The sequence below is a fragment of the Pseudohaliea sp. genome (genome assembly GCF_054552115.1).
Genome location: NZ_JBTOLW010000036.1, coordinates 1 through 18,798, shown reverse-complemented (window position 1 = coordinate 18,798; position 18,798 = coordinate 1). Strand labels below are relative to the sequence as shown.

Here is an 18,798-nt window from a genome sequence, read left to right as displayed (position 1 = left end):
CGGTCTCCTCCCGGTCAGGCGTCGTCGCCGGCAACGCGGGCCTCCGGGCCCTCGTCGTCATCCTTCAGGTGCGGGCTGATGAGCAGCGCGGTCAGCACCGTCAGCAGCAGCGTGAAGCCGATGGCCGAGTAGAGCTTGTAGCTCACCCAGGTCGCTTCACTGTAGCTGTAGGCGACATACAGGTTGAGCGCGCCGACGATGAGGAAGTTGCCCACCCAGACGGCATTCAGGCGCAGCCAGACAGCCCGCGGCAGGTGCAGCTGCGTGCCCAGGGTGCGTTCCATGAGGGTGCGCTCGCCGACGTAGCGGAACAGGATAAAGGCGAGGGCGAGGGCCCAGTTGAAAATCGTCGGTTTCCACTGGATGAAGGTCTCGTCGCGCAGGAGCAGGGTCGCCCCGCCGAAGACCAGCACGGCCACGAAGGTCCACAGCGCCCGCTTCTCCACGTGGCGGGCGAGCAGCGAGCCGATGAGGAACTGCAGCGCCGTAGCCACGATGAGCACGGCGGTGGCGGTGAAGATGCCGTCCACGGTGTAGGCCCAGCCGCCGAGGGACACCGTCTCGCCGTCGAGCTGGTAGACGATGAAGAACAGCGCAATGGGAATGAATTCGAGCAGTTGCCGCATGGGGTGGGGGGTTCCTTCCGTGCTAAGCTCGCCGGCCAGCCGCGGCGGTGGGCGCCCGGCTTCGGGCAACGGGGCAGTCAAGAGGTTAATGGTAGCGAACTGTGCTGGTCGACTTCCACACCCACAGCAGCGCCTCCGACGGCGCCCTGGCTCCCGCGGCGCTGCTCGAGCGCGCCCGCGCCGCGGGCATCGCCGAGCTGGCCATTACCGACCACGACACGCTCGCCGGCTACCGGGCCGCTGCGCCGCTGGCCGAAGGCCTGGTGCTGCACCCCGGGGTGGAGCTGTCCTGCCAGTGGAGCGGCGCGACGATCCACGTGGTGGGCCTCGGCGTTCGCATCGATGACCCGACCCTGGCGGCGGGCCTCGCCACCCTCGACGGCGCCCGCCAGCAGCGCGCGGAGACCATCGCCGGGCGGCTGGCGAGCCGTGGCTTCCCCGGTGCCCTCGCCGGGGCGCGGGCGATCGCCGGCGACAGCCAGCTCGGCCGGCCGCATTTCGCGCGCTGGCTGGTCGAGGCGGGGCACCTGCCCGACGAGGCCACCGCGTTCAAGCGCTATCTTGGGCGCAACAAGCCCGGGGACGTGAAGGCTTTCTGGCCGGGGCTTGCCGAGGTCACGGGCTGGGTCACGGCTGCCGGGGGCATCGCCGTGCTCGCCCATCCGCTGCACTACAAGTTCACCCGCATGAAGCTGCGCCGGCTGGTGACCGACTTCGCCGCCGCCGGCGGCGCCGCGCTGGAGGTCGTGAGCGGGCGCCAGGCGCCGGGGCAGGCCACGGCCCTTTCGCAGCTGGCCGCGGATTTCGACCTCGCCGTCTCCGTCGGCAGCGATTTTCACGCCGATACCCCGCACGGGCCGCGTCTTGGTGTAGCATCGGCGCCCTTCGCCGACCGGCCCAACGTCTGGACCCGGCTGGCGGCCCGGGCCGGCGCGCGGGCAGCATCCAGGGAGGCGACAGCACCGTGAGCCAGTTCTTCCAGGTCCACCCGGACAACCCCCAGGCCCGCCTGGTGCGCCAGGCGGTGGACATCATCCGTGCCGGCGGCGTTATCGTGTACCCGACGGATTCGGCCTACGCGCTCGGCTGCCAGATCGGCGACAAGGCGGCGCTGGACCGGATCCGCCGCATCCGCCGCCTCGAGGCCGATCACAACTTCACCCTGGTCTGCCGCGACCTCTCCGAGCTGGCGACCTACGCCCGGGTGGACAACACCCAGTACCGGCTCCTGCGCAACAACACGCCCCGGCCCTACACGTTCATCCTCAAGGCCACCTCCGAGGTGCCCCGGCGCCTCATGCACGCCAAGCGCAGGACCGTGGGCCTGCGCGTGCCGGAGAACAACATCGCGCAGGCGCTGCTCGCGGATCTCGGCGAACCGCTCATGAGCGTGACCCTGATCCTCCCCGGGGATGAGCTGCCGCTCATCGACCCCTACGAGATCCGCGATACGCTGGAGCACGACGTCGACCTCGTCATCGACGGTGGCTACTGCGGCATGGAGCCCACCTCGGTGATCGACCTCGCCGACGACCTGCCGCTGGTGCTGCGGATGGGCAAGGGCGACGTGGCGCCCTTCGAGGTCTAGTGTCCCGCCGCCAGCCTCCGTCAGGTATACTCGCGCGAAAGCGATAAAGGACCGCGCGTGAGCACTTCCGAAGAACGCAGCAGCGCCGGCGAGGCCGCTCGCCCGCTGGCCCCGCCCACGGCTACCCCGGAGCAGGGCGAGATGCCCTTCGCCATCGTCATGGGCAAGGCGGTGACGGAACTGCCGAAGGACCTGTACATCCCCCCGCGGGCGCTGGAAGTGATCCTCGAGGCCTTCGAAGGCCCCCTGGACCTGCTTCTCTACCTGATCCGCCGGCAGAACCTCGACATTCTCGACATCGACGTCTCGCAGATCACCGAGCAGTACATGGAGTACGTCGAACTCATGGATGCCATGCAGTTCGAGCTCGCCGCCGAATACCTGCTCATGGCCGCCGTCCTCGCCGAGATCAAGTCGCGCATGCTGCTGCCGCGCTCCGTGGATATCGACGAGGACGAAGAGGACCCGCGTGCCCAGCTGATCCGCCGGCTGCAGGAGTACGAGCGCTTCAAGAAGGCCGCCGAGGACATCGAGGAACTGCCGCGCAACGAGCGCGATACCTTTGTCGCCAGCGCCGAGCCGCCGGACCTGAACCGCGCCCGGCCGGACCCGGACGTCGACATGCGCGAGCTGCTCGTGGCGCTGTCGGAGGTGCTGCGCCGCGCCGACATGTATGAGCACCACCAGATCCAGCGCGAGGCGCTGTCGACGCGGGAGCGCATGTCGGAGGTGCTCGAGGCTCTCGCCGGGCGGCAGTTCGTGCCCTTCGTCACCCTGTTTGATCCGAAGGAGGGCCGCCTGGGCGTCGTGGTCACCTTCCTCGCGGTCATGGAACTGATCAAGGAGTCGCTGGTGGAAATCGTCCAGAGCGAGCCCTTTGCCCCGATTCACGTCAAGGCGAGGGCCGAGTAGTGGCGGAGACGGGCCTGGTACAGATCATCGAGGGCGCGCTGCTCGCCGCGGGCAAGCCGCTCACGGTGGCGCAGCTCGCCGAGCTGTTCGAGGAGGCGGAGCGCCCGCCGAAGGAAGACATCCGCGCCGCGCTGGAAGACGTCGCCGCGCGCTGCGAGGACCGGGGTTTCGAGCTCCGGGAGGTCGCCAGCGGCTTCCGCTTCCAGGTGCGGCAGAACCTGGGCCCCTGGGTCGCCCGGCTCTGGCACGAGCGCCCGCCGAAGTACTCCCGCGCGCTGCTCGAGACCCTCGCTCTCATCGCCTACCGGCAGCCCATCACCCGCGGCGAAATCGAGGAGATCCGCGGCGTGGCCGTGAGTTCCAATATCATCAAGACCCTGCACGAGCGCGAGTGGATCCGCGTGGTCGGCCACCGCGACGTGCCCGGGCGCCCGGCCATGTACGCCACCACGCGCCAGTTCCTCGACTACTTCAACCTGAAGAGCCTCGACCAGCTCCCCGCCCTGGCGGAGATCCGCGACCTGGAGACCCTGAATGCCGAACTCGGCTTCAGCGAGCCCCTCGAGAGCGCGGCGAACGATGCGGCCGGCGATGCGGAAGAGAGCGAGGCCGGCGAGGCAGCTGCCGAAGAGGGCGGTGCCAGCGCGGAGCACGAGGCGGCGGGCGTCGTGCCCGAAGGCGGCGCCGGAGAGGAAGCGACCGAGAGCGGGGACGCCGGCGCCGAGCGCGGCGCCGAAAGTGGCGACGGCACTACCGGCGACGACAGCAGTGACGCGGAGGACAGCAGCGAGGCAGACCACGACAGCAGCGAGGACGCCGCGGGCGCGCAGCGGGCCGATGGCTGACGACAAGGGAAAGGACAAGGACAAGGGCAAGAGCGGCGAGAAACTGCAGAAGGTGCTCGCCCGCACCGGTCTCGGTTCCCGGCGCGAGATGGAGCGCTGGATCGAACAGGGCCGGGTCACCATCGACGAGCGCACGGCCCGCCTCGGCGACCGGGTCCATCCCCGCAACCGCCTGGCGGTGGACGGTCGGCCCCTGCAGGCGGCCGTCAGCGGCGGCGTGCGCTGCCTGCTCTACAACAAGCCCACCGGCGAGGTCTGCTCCCGCAAGGATCCGGAAGGCCGGCGCACCGTGTTCGAGAGCCTGCCGAAGCTCAAGCAGGGGCGGTGGATCTCCATCGGCCGCCTCGACTACAACACCTCCGGGCTGCTCCTGTTCACCACCGACGGCGAGCTCGCCAACGCCCTCATGCACCCCTCGGCGAATATCGACCGGGAATACGCCGTGCGTGTGCTCGGCGAGGCAACGCCCGAGGCCCTCGAACGGATGCTCGAGGGGGTGATGCTCGAGGACGGCGTCGCGCGTTTCACCGATATCCAGCCCGGCGGCAACGACAGTGACGGCGTCAACCACTGGTACTACGTCGTGATCATGGAGGGCCGCAACCGCGAGGTGCGCCGCCTGTGGGAATCGCAGGGTCTGACGGTGTCGCGGCTGAAGCGCGTGCGCTATGGCGAGGTCTTCATCCCGTCACGGGTGAAGAAGGGGCAGTGGACGGAGATGTCCGAGAAAGAGGTGAAGGCCCTCTACCGCATGGCGAAGCTCGACCCGAAACCCGTGGAGTCCGTCACCGCTGAAGATCGCAAGGCCCAGGAGCGGCAGCTGCGCAAGAAGGGACGCGACCCGCGCGGCGAGAAGGCAGGGAAGTTCGGCAAGGGTGCGCTCAGGAAGCGCGGCGGCAAGGACAAGGATAGCGGCCGCAAGGCGCCGAAATAGCTGCCGGGCGCCCGCGCGCCCCCTTTACCGGCCCTTGCACCCGCTACTGCGCATCCAGGGCCCGGCCATGCACGCCCAGGCTGTCGTCTCCCATCAGGTACAGGTAGGCCGGCATGATCGCGTCTGGCGGCGGGTTCGTCGTCGGCTCCTCGCCGGGGTAGGCCGCCCGGCGCATCGCCGTGTTGGTGGCTCCCGGGTTCAGGCTGTTCACGCGCACGGCACTGGTGTTCTCCAGTTCGTCCGCGAGCACCTGCATGAGGCCCTCCGTCGCGAACTTCGACACCGCGTAGGCGCCCCAGTAGGCGCGGCCCTTCCGTCCCACGCCCGATGACGTGAACACGAGGCTCGCCGTCGGCGCTCCCCGCAGCAGCGGCAGCATGGCCCGGGTGAGCAGGAAGCCCGCGTTCACGTTCACCTGCATCACCTGCTCCCAGCTGTTCCAGGTCGTGTTCTCGATGGGCCGGCGCTCGCCGAGGACACTGGCATTGTGCAGCAGGCCGTCGAGCCGGCCGAAGGTCTCGCCGACGGCGCCGGCGAGGCCGGCATAGTCGCTCTCCGGGGCGCTGGCGAGGTCCATGGGAAAGATCGCCGGCTGGGCGCCGCCGGCTGCCTCGATGGCGTCGTACACGGCTTCCAGCTTTTCCACCGTGCGCCCGAGGAGGATCACCGTGGCCCCGTGCGCCGCGTAGGCGAGGGCGGCCGCGCGGCCGATGCCGTCCCCGGCCCCGGTCACCAGGACCGTGCGCCCGGCCAGGAGGTCCGGGGCGGCCTTGTAGCCGGCCGGGATCGTTGCGGTGCTCATGGGCAGGTCTCCTGCTTGCCTTCCGTGTCTGTCGTGCCTTCCGTGCTCGACGCTGTGGTCCCGTGGTGCTGCAGCAGCGCCGCAGCGAGGGCCTCGCTGTCCGCGACCAGCGCGTCGGCACCCCAGCCGGCGGGGTCGTCGCCGGGTTCGATATAGCCCCAGGCGGCGGCGATGGTGTAAACGCCGGCGCGGCGCCCGGCCTCGATATCGCGGACGTGGTCGCCCACGTAGACGGCCCGCCCGGGCGTGCAGCCCGCTTCCAGGCAATTGCGCTCCAGGCTCTCCGGATGCGGCTTGCGCTCGCTCACGTCCTCCGGGCAGACGACGCTCGCCGGCGGTGGCTCGATGGCGAGGCGCTCGAGCAGCGGCGCCGTGTACAGCCGGGGCTTGTTCGTGGCGACGCCCCACGCGATACCCGCGTCGCCGAGGCGCGCGATGAGTTCGCGCAGGCCCGGGAACAGGGTGCTGTGGGTGCCGAGGATGCCGCCGTAGAGGGTCAGCAGCCGCTGGCGCCAGTGCTCGAAGTCGTCCTGGCCCTCGGCGAGGCCGAGGGCCAGGGTTACCAGGCCGCGGGCGCCATTGGACACGCTGGCGCGGATCCGTTCCGGCGGCAGGGGGCCCAGGCCGGCCTCGGCGCGCAGCGTCTGCACCACCGGGATGAAGTCGCCGGCGGTGTCGGCCAGGGTGCCGTCGAGGTCGAAGAAGACGGCGGCGAGGCGCGGGCCGGGGTGGGTCACGCCGGTTTCTCGGCGCGCAGCAGGTAGTTTACGGAGACATCCTTTTCGTCGAGGCGGTAGCGCTTCGTCAGCGGGTTGTAGGTCAGCCCGGTCATCTCGCGAAGCACGAGACCGGCGTCGCGCACCCAGCCGGCGAGCTCCGAGGGCTTGATGAACTTGTCGTATTCATGGGTTCCCGCCGGCAGCAGCCGGAGGATGTGCTCGGCGCCGACGATGGCGAACAGGAAGGCCTTCGGGTTGCGGTTGATGGTGGAAAAATAGAGCGACCCGCCCGGCCGTGCGAGGGTGGCGCACGCGGCAACCACCGCGCCGGGATCCGGCACGTGCTCGAGCATCTCGAGGCAGCAGACGATGTCATAGGCTCCGGGCTGCTCTACTGCCAGCTCCTCCGCCGTGGCCTGCCGGTAGTCGATGGTGAGCCCCGACTCCAGCTGGTGCAGCCGCGCTACCGACAGCGGCGCCTCGCCCATGTCGATGCCCGTCACCCGCGCGCCGCGCCGGGCCATGGCCTCGGCCAGGATGCCGCCGCCGCAGCCCACATCGACCAGGTCGCGATCGGCGACCGGCGACAGGCCGTCGATGAAGTTGGCCCGGAGCGGGTTGATCTCGTGCAGGGGGCGGAAGTCGCCGTCCATGTCCCACCAGCGTGCGGCGAGGGCCTCGAACTTGGCAATCTCCTGGCGGTCGACGTTACTGCGTGCGCTCATCGTATCTCCTTGGCCTCCTTGCCCGCTCCCGCCTGGCGCGGCCCGGCCTGGATTCGCGCCCGCCAGCTCTCGGCCCTGGCGAGCACCGCCCGCCGGTCCAGGGTGAGCGGCCGGTGTTCGGCGAGCAGTGCCCGGCCGCCGACCCAGCTGTGGCTCACCTCGGCGCCGGTGCAGGCGTAGACCAGCGTTGACAGCGGGTTGTAGACCGGCTGCTGGGCGGGCCCGCCGAGGTCGACGGCGATCAGGTCTGCCTGCTTGCCGAGCTCCAGGCTGCCGATGCGGTGCTCGAGGCCGAGGGCGCGGGCACCGCCGAGCGTGGCCAGGGTCAGCGTCCGCGCCGCCGGCAGGGCCGAGGCGTCGCCGGTGCCCAGCTTGGCGAGCAGCGCAGCGCTGTGCATCTCGTTGAACAGGTTGAGGTCGTTGTTGCTGGCGGCGCCGTCCGTCCCCAGGGCGACGTTGACGCCGGCATCCAGCAGGCGAGTGACCGGGCAGGTGCCGGAGGCGAGTTTCATGTTCGATTGCGGGCAGTGCACCACGTGCGCGCCCGTGGCGGCGAGGAGCTCGATATCCTGGCGGCCGGCGTCGGTCATGTGGACGCACTGCGTGCGCGGGCCGAGAAGCCCCACCCGGTGCAGCGTGTCCAGGGGGCGCTCGCCGTTCGCCTCCACCGCCTGCAACACCTCGGCCGCGGTTTCGTGCAGGTGGATGTGCACGGGCAGGTCGAGCTCCGCGGCGAGGGTGGCGATGCGGGCGAGGGTCTCCTCGCCCACGGTGTAGGGGGCGTGCGGGCCGAAGACCACGCTGATACGCTCCTCGTGGCGGAGTTCGTCACGCAGCGCGAGCCCCCGGGCCAGGTAGTCGTCGGGGCCGCTGCCCCAGGCCGTGGGAAAATCGAAGATCGGGAAGGCGAGCTGTGCCCGGAGGCCGGCGGCCAGGTATTCCCGGGCGGCGGCTTCGGGGAAGAAGTACATGTCCGAGCAGGTGGTGGTGCCGCTTGCGATCATCTCCAGGGCGGCGAGACGGACGCCGTCACGGACGAAATCCTCACCCACCCAGGCGCCCTCGGCGGGCCAGATGTGCTCCTGCAGCCAGGGCATGAGGGGCAGGTCGTCGGCGTAGCCGCGCAGCAGCGCCATGGCGGCGTGGCCGTGGGCATTGACCAGCCCCGGCAGCAGCGCGTGGGAGGGCAGTTCCAGCTCTTCGGTGGCGTCGATCTGCGCCGCCCCGGCCCGCGGCAGGAGAGCGATGATCGCCCCGTCCTTCACCGCCAGGCTGTGGCCCTCGAGCACTGCGCCCTCGGGCACCACGGGCACGATCCAGCGCGGGTGGATCAGGAGGTCTGCCGCTGTCGTGCCTGTATCCATGGGGCCTGCTCCCTCCTGGCCGGGGCCGCCGCTGGCGGCAGGTCGCGTTCGGGCGGGCAGTATAACCGCAATTGACCGCTACCGGGTGCCCCCGGACGGGCGACGCGCCCCTTGTTCTAAGTCGTTAAAAACATGGCGAAAACGGGGCGCAAGCGGTACACTGGCAGGCTTCCATGACGGGGCTGCCGGCGGTTCTGCGCAGCGCATGCAAGGGTTGCGATGGCGGCCCCGTGCGCACCGCTGGCCGTGCACCGCCCCGAGTCGCACAGGGAATGCCAGATGGGTGAAATCGCCAAGGAAATCCTGCCGGTCAATATCGAGGACGAGCTGAAGCAGTCCTACCTCGATTACGCCATGAGCGTGATCGTCGGCCGCGCCCTGCCGGACGTCCGCGACGGCCTGAAGCCGGTGCACCGGCGCGTGCTCTTCGCCATGAACGAGCTCAACAACGACTGGAACAAGGCCTACAAGAAGTCCGCGCGGGTCGTCGGTGATGTCATCGGCAAGTACCACCCGCACGGCGATTCTGCCGTTTACGACACCATCGTGCGCATGGCCCAGGATTTCTCCATGCGCTACATGCTCGTCGACGGGCAGGGCAACTTCGGCTCCATCGACGGCGACTCCGCCGCTGCCATGCGCTACACCGAGATCCGCATGCAGAAGATCGCGCACGCGATGCTCGCGGACCTCGACAAGGAGACGGTCGATTTCGTCGACAACTACGACGGCACCGAGCGGATTCCCGCCGTGCTGCCGACGCGGGTGCCCAACCTGCTGGTCAACGGTTCCGCCGGCATCGCCGTGGGCATGGCCACCAACATTCCGCCGCACAACCTCACCGAGGTGGTGAGCGGCTGCCTGGCGCTCATGAAGAACCCGGAGATCACCGTGGACGAGCTCATGGAGCACATCCCGGGTCCGGATTTCCCCACGGGCGGCATCATCAACGGCAGGGCCGGCATCATCCAGGCCTACCGCAGCGGTCGCGGCCGCATCTACGTGCGCGCTAAAGCCGAGGTGGTCAGCGACGAGAAGCGCGGCCGCGACACGATCATTGTCCACGAGATCCCCTACCAGCTGAACAAGGCGCGGCTCATCGAACGCATCGCCGAGCTGGTCAAGGAGAAGAAGCTCGAGGGCATCAGCGAGCTGCGCGATGAGTCCGACAAGGACGGTCTGCGCATCGTCATCGAGCTGCGCCGGGGCGAGATCGGCGACGTCGTCCTCAACAACCTGTACGCCCAGACCAACCTGCAGTCGGTCTTCGGCATCAACATGGTGGCCCTGGTTGACGGTCAGCCGAAGGTGCTCAACCTCAAGGAGGTGCTTGAGGCCTTCATCCGCCACCGCCGCGAGGTGGTCACCCGGCGCACCGTCTACCTGCTGCGCAAGGCGCGCGAGCGCGGCCACATCCTCGAGGGTCTGGCGATCGCGCTGGCCAATATCGACCCGGTGATCGAGCTCATCAAGGCCTCGCCGAGCGCGGCGGAAGCGCGCGAGGCGCTCCTCGCCCGCACCTGGGCCCCGGGCGAGGTGCTGTCCATGCTCGAGCGCGCCGGCGCCGAGGCCTGCCGCCCGGATGACCTGGAGCCGCACTACGGCCTGCATGGCAATGCCTACCAGCTGTCGCCGGCCCAGGCCCAGGCCATCCTCGAGCTGCGCCTGCACCGGCTCACGGGCCTCGAGCACGAGAAGCTGCTCAACGAGTACCAGGAGAAGCTTGCTGAGATCGCCGACTACCTCGACATCCTGGCCGACCCGGAGCGCCTCATGCAGGTGATCCGCGAGGAACTCGAGGAGGTGGCGCAGGAGTTCGGCGACGCCCGCCGCACGCAGATCTCCGCCTCGCAGCACGACCTCACCGTGGAAGATCTCATCACCGAGGAGGACCGGGTGGTCACCATCTCCCACCTCGGCTACGCCAAGACCCAGCCGCTTTCCGACTACCAGGCGCAGCGCCGCGGCGGCATGGGCCGCGCGGCCCTGTCCGTGAAGGACGAGGACTTCGTCGAGCACCTCCTCGTGGCGAGTACCCACGCGACGATTCTCTGTTTCTCGAGCCTCGGCAAGGTCTACTGGCTCAAGGTCTACCAGATTCCCCTGGCCGGCCGCGGTTCCCGCGGGCGGCCGCTGGTGAACCTCCTGCCGCTGGAACCGGGTGAGCGCGTGACGTCCATCCTGCCGGTGGAGGAATACACGCCGGGACACTTCATCTTCATGGCCACCGCCGGCGGCACCGTGAAGAAGACGCCGCTGGAGAGCTTCGCCCGCCAGCGCAGCGTCGGTCTGCGCGCCCTCGAACTCGAGGAGGGCGACGTGCTCATCGGTACGGCGATTACCGATGGCAGCTGCGATGTGATGCTCTTCTCCAGCGGCGGCAAGGTCGCCCGCTTCCGCGAGGGCGACGTGCGCCCGATGGGGCGGACGGCGCGGGGCGTCCGCGGTATCCGCCTCGCCGAGGGCCAGGAAATGATCTCCCTGGTCATCCCCCGCGAGGACGGCCGCATCCTTACCGTCAGCGAGAAGGGCTACGGCAAACGCACGGACGTCGGCGAGTTTCCCACCAAGGGGCGGGGCAACATGGGCGTCATCGCCATGGCCCGCTCCGAGCGCAACGGCGATCTCGTGGGCGCCGTGCAGGTCTTCGACGGCGACGAACTCATGCTGATCTCCAATCTCGGCACCCTGGTGCGCACCCGCTCCGACGAGGTCTCCCTGCTCGGCCGCAACACCCAGGGGGTGCGCATCGTGCGCTGCAAGGACGGCGAGCGGCTCGTGCGCGTCGCCCAGATCGACGAGCCCGGGGAAGACGAGAGCGCCGGTGAAGAGCCGGACGCCGCTGTGGTCGACGCCCCGGCCGTTGAAGCAGCCGGTGACGATAGCAGCGACGGCGCCATCGAGGGTGCTAGCGACAGCGATAGTGAAGAGAGCAGCGACGATGACGCCTGACCACCACGGGGGCCGCCGCCCATGAGCCGCGCCTGGAACTTTTGCGCCGGCCCCGCCGCGCTCCCCGAGGCGGTGCTTGCCCGCGCCGCCGAGGAAATGCTCGACTGGCACGGCAGGGGCCTGTCCTTCATGGAGATGAGCCACCGCTCGCCCGAGGTGGTGGGGGTGGTCGAGGCCGCCGAAGCCTGCCTGCGCCGGCTCCTCGGCCTCGGTGACGATTACGCGGTGCTGTTCCTGCAGGGCGGCGCCAGCACGCAGTTCGCCGCCGTGCCGCTCAACCTCGCCGCGGCCGACGCCCCCGCCGACTATCTCGATACGGGCCAGTGGTCGAAGAAGGCCATCGCCGAGGGCCGCCGCTTCGCCGATGTCGGGGTCGTTGCCAGTGATGCCGAGGGTCACTACCGCACGGTACCGCCGCGGGACCGCTGGCAGCTGCGCGACGACGCGGCCTATCTGCACCTCACGCCGAACGAGACCATCGGCGGCGTGGAGTTCACGGAAGCGCCCGAGGCGCCGGCACCACTGGTCGCGGATATGTCCTCGACGCTGCTGTCGCGCCCGCTCGACGTGAGCCGCTACGGCGTCATCTATGCCGGCGCGCAGAAGAACATCGGTCCGGCGGGGCTCACCCTGGTCATCGTGCGCCGGGACCTGCTCGGCCGCGCTCGGCCCGAGTGCCCGGCCATGCTCAACTGGGAGACCGCGGCGGACGCCGACTCCATGTACAACACGCCGCCGACCTTCGCCCTCTACCTCGCCGCGCTGGTGTTCGACTGGCTCGAGGGGCTCGGTGGGCTCCCCGCCATGGCCGAGCGCAACCGGCGCAAGGCGGAGACGCTGTACGCGGCCATCGACGGCAGCGCTTTCTACTCGAACCCCGTGGACCCGGCGTACCGCTCCTGGATGAACGTGCCCTTCGTGCTCGCGGACGACAGCCTCGACAAGCGCTTCCTCGAGGAAGCGGAGGCCGCCCGGCTGCTCAACCTCAAGGGCCACCGTTCGGTCGGCGGCATGCGCGCCAGCCTCTACAACGCCGTACCGCAGGCCGCGGTGGACGACCTCGTGGCTTTCATGGCCGACTTCGAGCGCCGCTGCGGCTGAGGTTTCCGACGATGGCAAAGGAGCAGGACCTGCAGGCGGTTCGGGAGGAGATCGACGGCATCGACCGCGAGATCCAGGCCCTTATCAACCGCCGCGCGCGCTGTGCGCAGAAGGTCGCCGAGATCAAGCTGGGCGAGCAGTTGGCGACGCGGGAGCGTGGCGAGGAGCCCGGCGAGGTGGTGTTCTACCGGCCGGAGCGGGAAGCCCAGGTGCTCGCCCGCATCGTCGAGCGCAACGACGGGCCGCTGCCGGCGGAGAGCGTCGCCTACATCTTCCGCGAGCTCATGTCCGCCTGCCTCGCCCTGGAGCAGCCGCTGCAGGTGGCCTACCTCGGTCCCGAGGGCACCTTTACCCAGGCGGCGGCGCTCAAGCATTTCGGCCATGGCGCGGTCTGCGTGTCGCAGGCCACCATCGACAGCGTCTTCAACCAGGTCGAATCCGGCGCCTGCAACTACGGCGTGGTGCCCGTGGAGAATTCCACGGAGGGCATGGTCAGCCACACGCTGGACAGTTTCCTCGATTCGCCCCTGTGCATTGCCGGCGAGGTGGAGCTGCGCATCACCCACCACCTGCTCGCTGCCCCGGGCACGGACCCGGCAGCCATCACCCGTATCTGCGCGCACCAGCAGGCCCTCGCCCAGTGCCGCAACTGGCTGGACGCCCACTGGCCGCACGTGGAGCGCGAGGCCGTGTCCAGCAACGGTGAAGCGGCCCGCCTGGCCGCGGCACAGCCCGCTGTGGCGGCGGTGGCCGGGGACATGGCCGCGGAGCAGTATCACCTCGAGCGGCTGGCCGAGCACATCGAGGACCGGCGCGACAACACCACCCGCTTTCTCGTCATCGGCCGCCAGGAAGTGCCGCCGAGCGGCCGCGACAAGACCTCCATCATCGTCTCCAGTCGCAACAAGCCCGGGGCCCTCTTCGCGCTCCTGGACCCCTTCCGCCGCGGCGGCGTCAGCCTCACCCGCATCGACACCCGCCCGTCGCGGACCGAGAAGTGGGCCTATGTCTTTTTCATCGAGTTCGAGGGCCACCTGCAGGACGAGAACATCGCCGCGATCCTGCGCGAACTCGAGGAGCAGTCCATTCTCCTGAAACCCCTGGGCTCCTACCCCCGGGCCGTGCTCTGAGCGACACCGTGGCAGCGCAGCCCTGCAGTGTGGCCATCCTCGGCCTCGGCATGATCGGCGGTTCCCTGGCCCTGGCGCTGAAGGCGTCGGGCTTTGCCAGCCGCGTCCTCGGCTACGACCGCGAGCCGGATGCCCTGGCCACGGGCCTTGCGGCCGGCGTCATCGACGGCGCCTGTGAGGATCTCGACGCGGTGCTGGCCGCCGATGTGGTAGTGCTCGCTGTGCCTAATGTCGCGGCCGCCGCCGTCCTCGAGGAACTCCTCGCGCGTACGGCACACGCTCACCGGGGGCCGGTGCTCACCGATGTCGCCAGCGTCAAGGGCAACCTCGCCGCCGCCGCGGCCCGCGGCGGGCCCGCCCCGCGCTTCGTCCCCGGTCACCCCATCGCCGGTTCCGAGCGAAGCGGTGTCGCGGCGGCCAACGGTGAGCTCTTCCGGCGTCACCGGGTCATCCTCACTCCCCTGCCGGAGCAGGACCGGGAAGCCCTGGCGCTGGTGCAGCGCCTCTGGGAAAGCGCCGGCGCCGAGGTCGTGTGCATGGCCGTGGCGGAGCACGATGCCGTGCTCGCCGCGACCAGCCACCTGCCGCACGTGCTTGCCTACTGCCTGGTGGACGACCTCGCCGCCTCGCCGCGGCGGGCGGACCTGTTCCGCTTCGCCGCCGGCGGTTTCCGCGACTTCACCCGGATCGCCTCCAGTGACCCGGTCATGTGGCGCGATGTCGCTCTTGCCAACCGCGACGCCCTGCTGGAAGCTGTGGACGAGTTCAGCGCGCGCCTCGCGGCGCTGCGCGAGGCCATCGCGAGCGGCGACGGCGCGCGCCTGGAGGCCACCTTCAGCGCGGCCAAGGCCGCCCGCGATGCTTTCGCGGAGCGCGAAGCCCGCCGGCGCCAACCCTAGAATCCACGGCAACGAGTCTATCTATGGAATTCAAGCTGCACCCCGGCGGCGTCATCAGCGGTGAGGCGCGGGTGCCGGGCGACAAGTCCATTTCACACCGGGCCGTGATGCTCGGCGCGCTGGCCGAGGGCGAGACGCGGATCAGCGGCTTCCTCGAGGGCGAGGACGCCCTGGCCACGGTGGGCGCGTTCCGCGCCCTGGGCGTACGCATCGAGGGACCGGAGGAGGGCGGACTGCGGGTGCACGGTGTGGGTCTGCACGGGCTCAGGGGCGCCGCGGACACCCTGGACATGGGCAACTCCGGCACCAGTATCCGACTGTTGACCGGTATTCTTGCCGGCCAGGCCTTCGACAGCCGTCTTTCCGGTGATGCCTCGCTCTGCCGCCGGCCCATGGGCCGGATCATGCGCCCGCTGGAGCTGATGGGCGCGCGTATCGAGGCCGACGCCGGGGAGACGCCGCCGCTCACGGTCCATGGCGGCCAGGCGCTCACCGGCATTCACTATGACCTCCCCGTCGCCAGCGCCCAGGTGAAGTCCTGCGTGCTTCTCGCCGGGCTCTACGCCGACGGCACCACGACGGTCACGGAGCCCGCGCCCACCCGGGATCACACGGAGCGCATGCTCCAGGGGTTCGGCTACGAGGTGCGCCGCGACAACGACGTGATCCTGCTGCGCGGCGGCGGCAGCCTGCGTGCCACCGACATCGATGTGCCGGCGGACATCTCCTCCGCGGCCTTCTTCCTGGTGGCCGCGAGCATCGCCCCCGGGTCGGAGCTGCTGCTGACCCACGTCGGCATGAACCCCACGCGCACTGGCGTCATCAATATCCTCACCCTCATGGGGGCGGATATCACGGTGCAGGACGAGCGCGAGATCGGCGGTGAGCCGGTGGCCGACCTGCTGGTGCGCTATGCGCCGCTGCACGGTATCGAGATTCCCGAGGACCAGGTGCCGCTGGCGATCGACGAGTTCCCAGCCCTCTTCATCGCCGCCGCCTGCGCCGAGGGGCGCACGGTGCTGCGCGGCGCCGAAGAACTGCGGGTAAAGGAGAGCGACCGCATCGCCGCCATGGCGGAGGGCCTGTCGACCCTCGGCGTGGCCAACGAGATGCTCGAGGACGGCATCATCATCGACGGCGGCCGCCTCGGCGGCGGCGTGATCCGCACGCACCTGGACCACCGCATCGCCATGGCCTTCGCCATTGCCGCCCTGCGTGCGGAGGAAGAGATCACCATCCTCGACTGCGACCACGTGGCCACCTCCTTCCCCGGTTTCGATGCGCTCGCCCGGGGCCTCGGTCTGCAGATCTCCACCCGCGCCGGTGGCGAGGACGGAGAGGACGCGTGAGTGCGCCGGTGATCACCGTTGACGGCCCCGGCGGCGCGGGCAAGGGCACGCTCTGCCAGCTGCTGGCCCGGCACCTGGGCTGGCACCTCCTCGACAGTGGTGCCCTCTACCGGGTCACCGCCCAGGCGTGCCTGCAGGCCGGTGTCCCCTGGGAGGACGAGGCTGGCGCGGCGGCAGTGGCTGCCGACCTTGACGTCGTGTTCCGCCCGGCGGCCGATGGCACCGTGGCGGTGCTTCTCGGCGGCGAGGACGTGAGCCGGGCGATCCGCACGGAGGAAGGGGGTCGGGGCGCCTCCATGGTCGCCGCCTACCCGCGGGTGCGCGCCGCGCTCCTCGATCGCCAGCGGGCCTTCCGCCGCGCCCCGGGACTGGTTGCGGACGGCCGCGATATGGGCACCGTGGTCTTTCCCGATGCCCCCCTCAAGATCTTCCTCACGGCCAGCGCCGAAGAGCGCGCCCGCCGCCGCCACAGGCAGTTGCTGGAAAAGGGCGAAAGTGTTAGTCTGCCGCGCCTTCTTGAGGACATCCGGGAGCGGGACGCCCGCGACAGCCGTCGCGCCGTGGCCCCCCTGGTACCCGCCGCCGACGCGCTCGAAGTGGACAGCACGTCGATTCCCGTGGCCGGTGTATTCCGCCAGGTGCTGGGGGAAGCGGTGGAACGCGGGCTTTGCCCGGCGGATCGCCTCGGGGAGTAGAAGCAGCCCGCTCGCGCCGTCCCAGCCAGCCTCGACGGTGCGCGCGGTTTTTTTTCATGTGACCCGGCCCGGCTGGAGGGGCGGCTGAAGCGGCGTATTGCCGCGGACATCAACAGGTAAATGTGTAATGAGCGAATCGTTCGCCGATCTTTTTGAAGAAAGTCTGAAAACCGTCGACATGCAGCCGGGCGCCATCGTCACCGGCGTGGTCATTGACATCGACAACGAGTGGGTCACGGTCCACGCCGGCCTCAAGTCCGAGGGCGTCATTCCGCGCTCCCAGTTCATTGACGCCAGCGGTGAGTGCACCCTGAGTATCGGCGACGAGGTGCAAGTCGCGCTCGAGACCGTCGAGGACGGCTTCGGCGAGACCCGGCTGTCCCGGGAGAAGGCCAAGCGCGCGGAAGCGTGGAAGGAACTCGAGGCGGCCCACGCTGCCGACGAGGTTGTCTCCGGCGTCATCAACGGCAAGGTCAAGGGCGGTTTCACCGTCGATATCAAGGGCATCCGCGCGTTCCTGCCCGGTTCCCTCGTCGATGTCCGCCCGGTGCGCGACACGACCCACCTGGAGAACAAGGACCTGGATTTCAAGGTCATCAAGCTCGACCAGAAGCGCAACAACGTGGTCGTCTCCCGCCGCGCGGTCATGGAAGCCGCCAACAGCGTGGAGCGTGAGGCCCTGCTGCAGAGCCTCCAGGAAGGCATGACCATCAAGGGCATCGTCAAGAACCTCACCGACTACGGCGCCTTCGTCGACCTCGGTGGCGTCGACGGCCTGCTGCACATCACCGACATGGCCTGGAAGCGGATCAAGCACCCCTCCGAGATCGTCGAAGTGGGCCAGGAGCTCGAGGTCAAGGTCCTCAAGTTCGACCGCGAACGCAACCGCGTCTCCCTGGGCCTCAAGCAGCTGGGCGAGGACCCCTGGGTCGAGATTACCGGCCGCTACCCGGAAGGCAGCCGCGTCATGGCGCGGGTCACCAACCTCACCGACTACGGCTGCTTCGCCGAGATCGAGGAGGGCGTGGAAGGCCTGGTGCACGTTTCCGAGATGGACTGGACCAACAAGAACGTCCACCCGTCCAAGGTCGTTCAGGTCGGCGACGAGGTGGAGGTCATGGTCCTCGACATCGACGAGGAGCGCCGCCGCATCTCCCTGGGCATCAAGCAGTGCCAGCAGAACCCCTGGGATGCTTTTGCCGCCGCGCACAGCAAGGGCGACCGCATTGCCGGCACCATCAAGTCCATCACGGACTTCGGCATTTTCATCGGCCTCGAGGGCAACATCGACGGCCTGGTGCACCTGTCCGACATCAGCTGGAACGAGACCGGCGAGGATGCCGTGCGCAGCTACAAGAAGGGCGACGAGATCGAGACGGTCATCCTGTCCATCGATCCGGAGCGCGAGCGCATCTCCCTCGGCATCAAGCAGCTGGAGGATGATCCCTTCTCCAACTACGTGGCCGTGAACGACCGCGGCACCATCGTGACCGGTGAAGTGATCGAGGTGGAACCGAAGGCCGTTGTGATCAAGCTGGCGGACGAGGTCGAGGGTATCCTCAAGGCCTCCGACATCAGCCGCGACCGGGTCGAGGACGCGCGCAACAGCTTCAAGGTCGGCGACAGCGTCGAAGCGAAGATCGTGTCCGTGGATCGCAAGAACCGCAACGTTGCCCTGTCCATCAAGGCCAAGGACTACGACGACGAGAAAGAAGCGGTGAAGTCCCTGAAAGACCAGGAAGAAACCACCTCGCCCGGCACCATCGGCGATCTCATCAAGCAGCAGATGAACGGCAACTGATGCCGGGGCGGCGCCCACCGCCCGAGCAGCTTGAAGGACCGCGGCTTCGGCCGCGGTTTTTTTATGCGCATCACCGTCCAGGACCGGCTCCCGGAGCGCGTCCATGGCTCTACCACCGGGGCGGTGCGAGTACGGGAGTCTTCTCTCAGTCGCTCCCCGATACACGCTTTGTGAGAGAAGACTCCCGCCCTCGCCCCTGCCACCTTGCGCACAGCAGGCTCGGTCGGACTTCCAGGGCGTTAGGGGCGGGTGGCGGGGAGGGGCCCCCCAAAAAAGGGAGTGGGGGGAGAAAGGGGGGGATCCCCGGCAGCCCCCCCCAGAACCACCCCCCAACAAACACGGGTCGACAGGGAGGT

General features: G+C 69.3%; 17 protein-coding genes. 12 read left to right on the top strand and 5 right to left on the bottom strand.

The window, feature by feature from the left end; all coding sequences use genetic code 11:
• Positions 1 to 14 precede the first annotated feature (14 nt).
• The gene (locus ACX93N_RS14500; RefSeq protein WP_459429156.1) at positions 15 to 626 is read right to left on the bottom strand and encodes an inner membrane-spanning protein YciB; all 612 of its coding nucleotides are present in this window, start codon (positions 624 to 626) and stop codon (positions 15 to 17) included.
• Between the two features lie 101 nt (positions 627 to 727).
• Here ACX93N_RS14500 and ACX93N_RS14495 point away from each other — a divergent pair, with 101 nt between their 5' ends.
• The 5 genes from ACX93N_RS14495 (at position 728) to rluB (ending at position 4,905) form a co-directional block, all read left to right on the top strand.
• Complete coding sequence (locus ACX93N_RS14495; protein ID WP_459429155.1) at positions 728 to 1,594, top strand: PHP domain-containing protein; 867 nt, start codon at positions 728 to 730, stop codon at positions 1,592 to 1,594.
• Positions 1,591 to 2,214, top strand: coding sequence for an L-threonylcarbamoyladenylate synthase (locus ACX93N_RS14490; protein WP_459429154.1), 624 nt, complete (start codon positions 1,591 to 1,593; stop codon positions 2,212 to 2,214). Before ACX93N_RS14495 ends, ACX93N_RS14490 begins: the two co-directional genes overlap by 4 nt.
• A gap of 105 nt (positions 2,215 to 2,319) precedes the next feature.
• Positions 2,320 to 3,126: a segregation and condensation protein A gene (locus ACX93N_RS14485; RefSeq protein ID WP_459429175.1), complete on the top strand. Its 807-nt coding sequence runs from the start codon at positions 2,320 to 2,322 to the stop codon at positions 3,124 to 3,126.
• Positions 3,126 to 3,971, top strand: coding sequence for an SMC-Scp complex subunit ScpB (gene scpB / locus ACX93N_RS14480; protein WP_459429153.1), 846 nt, complete (start codon positions 3,126 to 3,128; stop codon positions 3,969 to 3,971). Before ACX93N_RS14485 ends, scpB begins: the two co-directional genes overlap by 1 nt.
• Positions 3,964 to 4,905 (top strand): 23S rRNA pseudouridine(2605) synthase RluB, encoded by a 942-nt coding sequence (rluB, locus tag ACX93N_RS14475; protein WP_459429152.1) that lies wholly within the window; start codon positions 3,964 to 3,966, stop codon positions 4,903 to 4,905. The genes scpB and rluB overlap by 8 nt, the downstream gene beginning before the upstream one ends.
• A gap of 43 nt (positions 4,906 to 4,948) precedes the next feature.
• Here the strand turns inward: rluB and ACX93N_RS14470 are convergent, their stop codons facing one another.
• The 4 genes from ACX93N_RS14470 to ACX93N_RS14455 are packed head-to-tail and all read right to left on the bottom strand — an operon-like array spanning position 4,949 to position 8,515.
• Entirely contained in the window at positions 4,949 to 5,707 is a 759-nt protein-coding gene (locus ACX93N_RS14470; protein WP_459429151.1) for a YciK family oxidoreductase, read from the bottom strand.
• The gene (locus tag ACX93N_RS14465; protein ID WP_459429150.1) at positions 5,704 to 6,444 is read right to left on the bottom strand and encodes an HAD family hydrolase; all 741 of its coding nucleotides are present in this window, start codon (positions 6,442 to 6,444) and stop codon (positions 5,704 to 5,706) included. Before ACX93N_RS14465 ends, ACX93N_RS14470 begins: the two co-directional genes overlap by 4 nt.
• Complete coding sequence (gene ubiG / locus ACX93N_RS14460) at positions 6,441 to 7,151, bottom strand: bifunctional 2-polyprenyl-6-hydroxyphenol methylase/3-demethylubiquinol 3-O-methyltransferase UbiG (protein WP_459429149.1); 711 nt, start codon at positions 7,149 to 7,151, stop codon at positions 6,441 to 6,443. Before ubiG ends, ACX93N_RS14465 begins: the two co-directional genes overlap by 4 nt.
• Complete coding sequence (locus ACX93N_RS14455) at positions 7,148 to 8,515, bottom strand: TRZ/ATZ family hydrolase (protein ID WP_459429148.1); 1,368 nt, start codon at positions 8,513 to 8,515, stop codon at positions 7,148 to 7,150. Before ACX93N_RS14455 ends, ubiG begins: the two co-directional genes overlap by 4 nt.
• A gap of 279 nt (positions 8,516 to 8,794) precedes the next feature.
• On the opposite strand from ACX93N_RS14455, the gene gyrA reads away from it, so the two are divergent.
• From gyrA to rpsA, 7 genes are all read left to right on the top strand, one after another.
• Positions 8,795 to 11,467 carry a DNA gyrase subunit A gene (gene gyrA / locus ACX93N_RS14450; protein WP_459429147.1) on the top strand — a complete coding sequence of 891 codons (2,673 nt, stop codon included), beginning with the start codon at positions 8,795 to 8,797 and terminating at the stop codon, positions 11,465 to 11,467.
• Between the two features lie 21 nt (positions 11,468 to 11,488).
• Positions 11,489 to 12,568 carry a 3-phosphoserine/phosphohydroxythreonine transaminase gene (serC, locus tag ACX93N_RS14445; RefSeq protein WP_459429146.1) on the top strand — a complete coding sequence of 360 codons (1,080 nt, stop codon included), beginning with the start codon at positions 11,489 to 11,491 and terminating at the stop codon, positions 12,566 to 12,568.
• 11 nt (positions 12,569 to 12,579) lie between these two features.
• On the top strand, positions 12,580 to 13,698 hold the full coding sequence (gene pheA / locus ACX93N_RS14440; protein ID WP_459429145.1) for a prephenate dehydratase: 1,119 nt from the start codon (positions 12,580 to 12,582) through the stop codon (positions 13,696 to 13,698).
• 8 nt (positions 13,699 to 13,706) lie between these two features.
• Positions 13,707 to 14,597 carry a prephenate dehydrogenase/arogenate dehydrogenase family protein gene (locus ACX93N_RS14435; protein WP_459429144.1) on the top strand — a complete coding sequence of 297 codons (891 nt, stop codon included), beginning with the start codon at positions 13,707 to 13,709 and terminating at the stop codon, positions 14,595 to 14,597.
• A 23-nt stretch (positions 14,598 to 14,620) separates the two neighbouring features.
• A complete protein-coding gene (aroA, locus tag ACX93N_RS14430) occupies positions 14,621 to 15,946 on the top strand; it encodes a 3-phosphoshikimate 1-carboxyvinyltransferase (protein ID WP_459429143.1) in 1,326 nt (441 codons plus the stop codon).
• Positions 15,943 to 16,641 carry a (d)CMP kinase gene (gene cmk / locus ACX93N_RS14425; protein WP_459429142.1) on the top strand — a complete coding sequence of 233 codons (699 nt, stop codon included), beginning with the start codon at positions 15,943 to 15,945 and terminating at the stop codon, positions 16,639 to 16,641. Before aroA ends, cmk begins: the two co-directional genes overlap by 4 nt.
• A gap of 127 nt (positions 16,642 to 16,768) precedes the next feature.
• Positions 16,769 to 18,442, top strand: coding sequence for a 30S ribosomal protein S1 (gene rpsA / locus ACX93N_RS14420; RefSeq protein ID WP_459429141.1), 1,674 nt, complete (start codon positions 16,769 to 16,771; stop codon positions 18,440 to 18,442).
• The last annotated feature ends 356 nt before the right edge of the window (positions 18,443 to 18,798 follow it).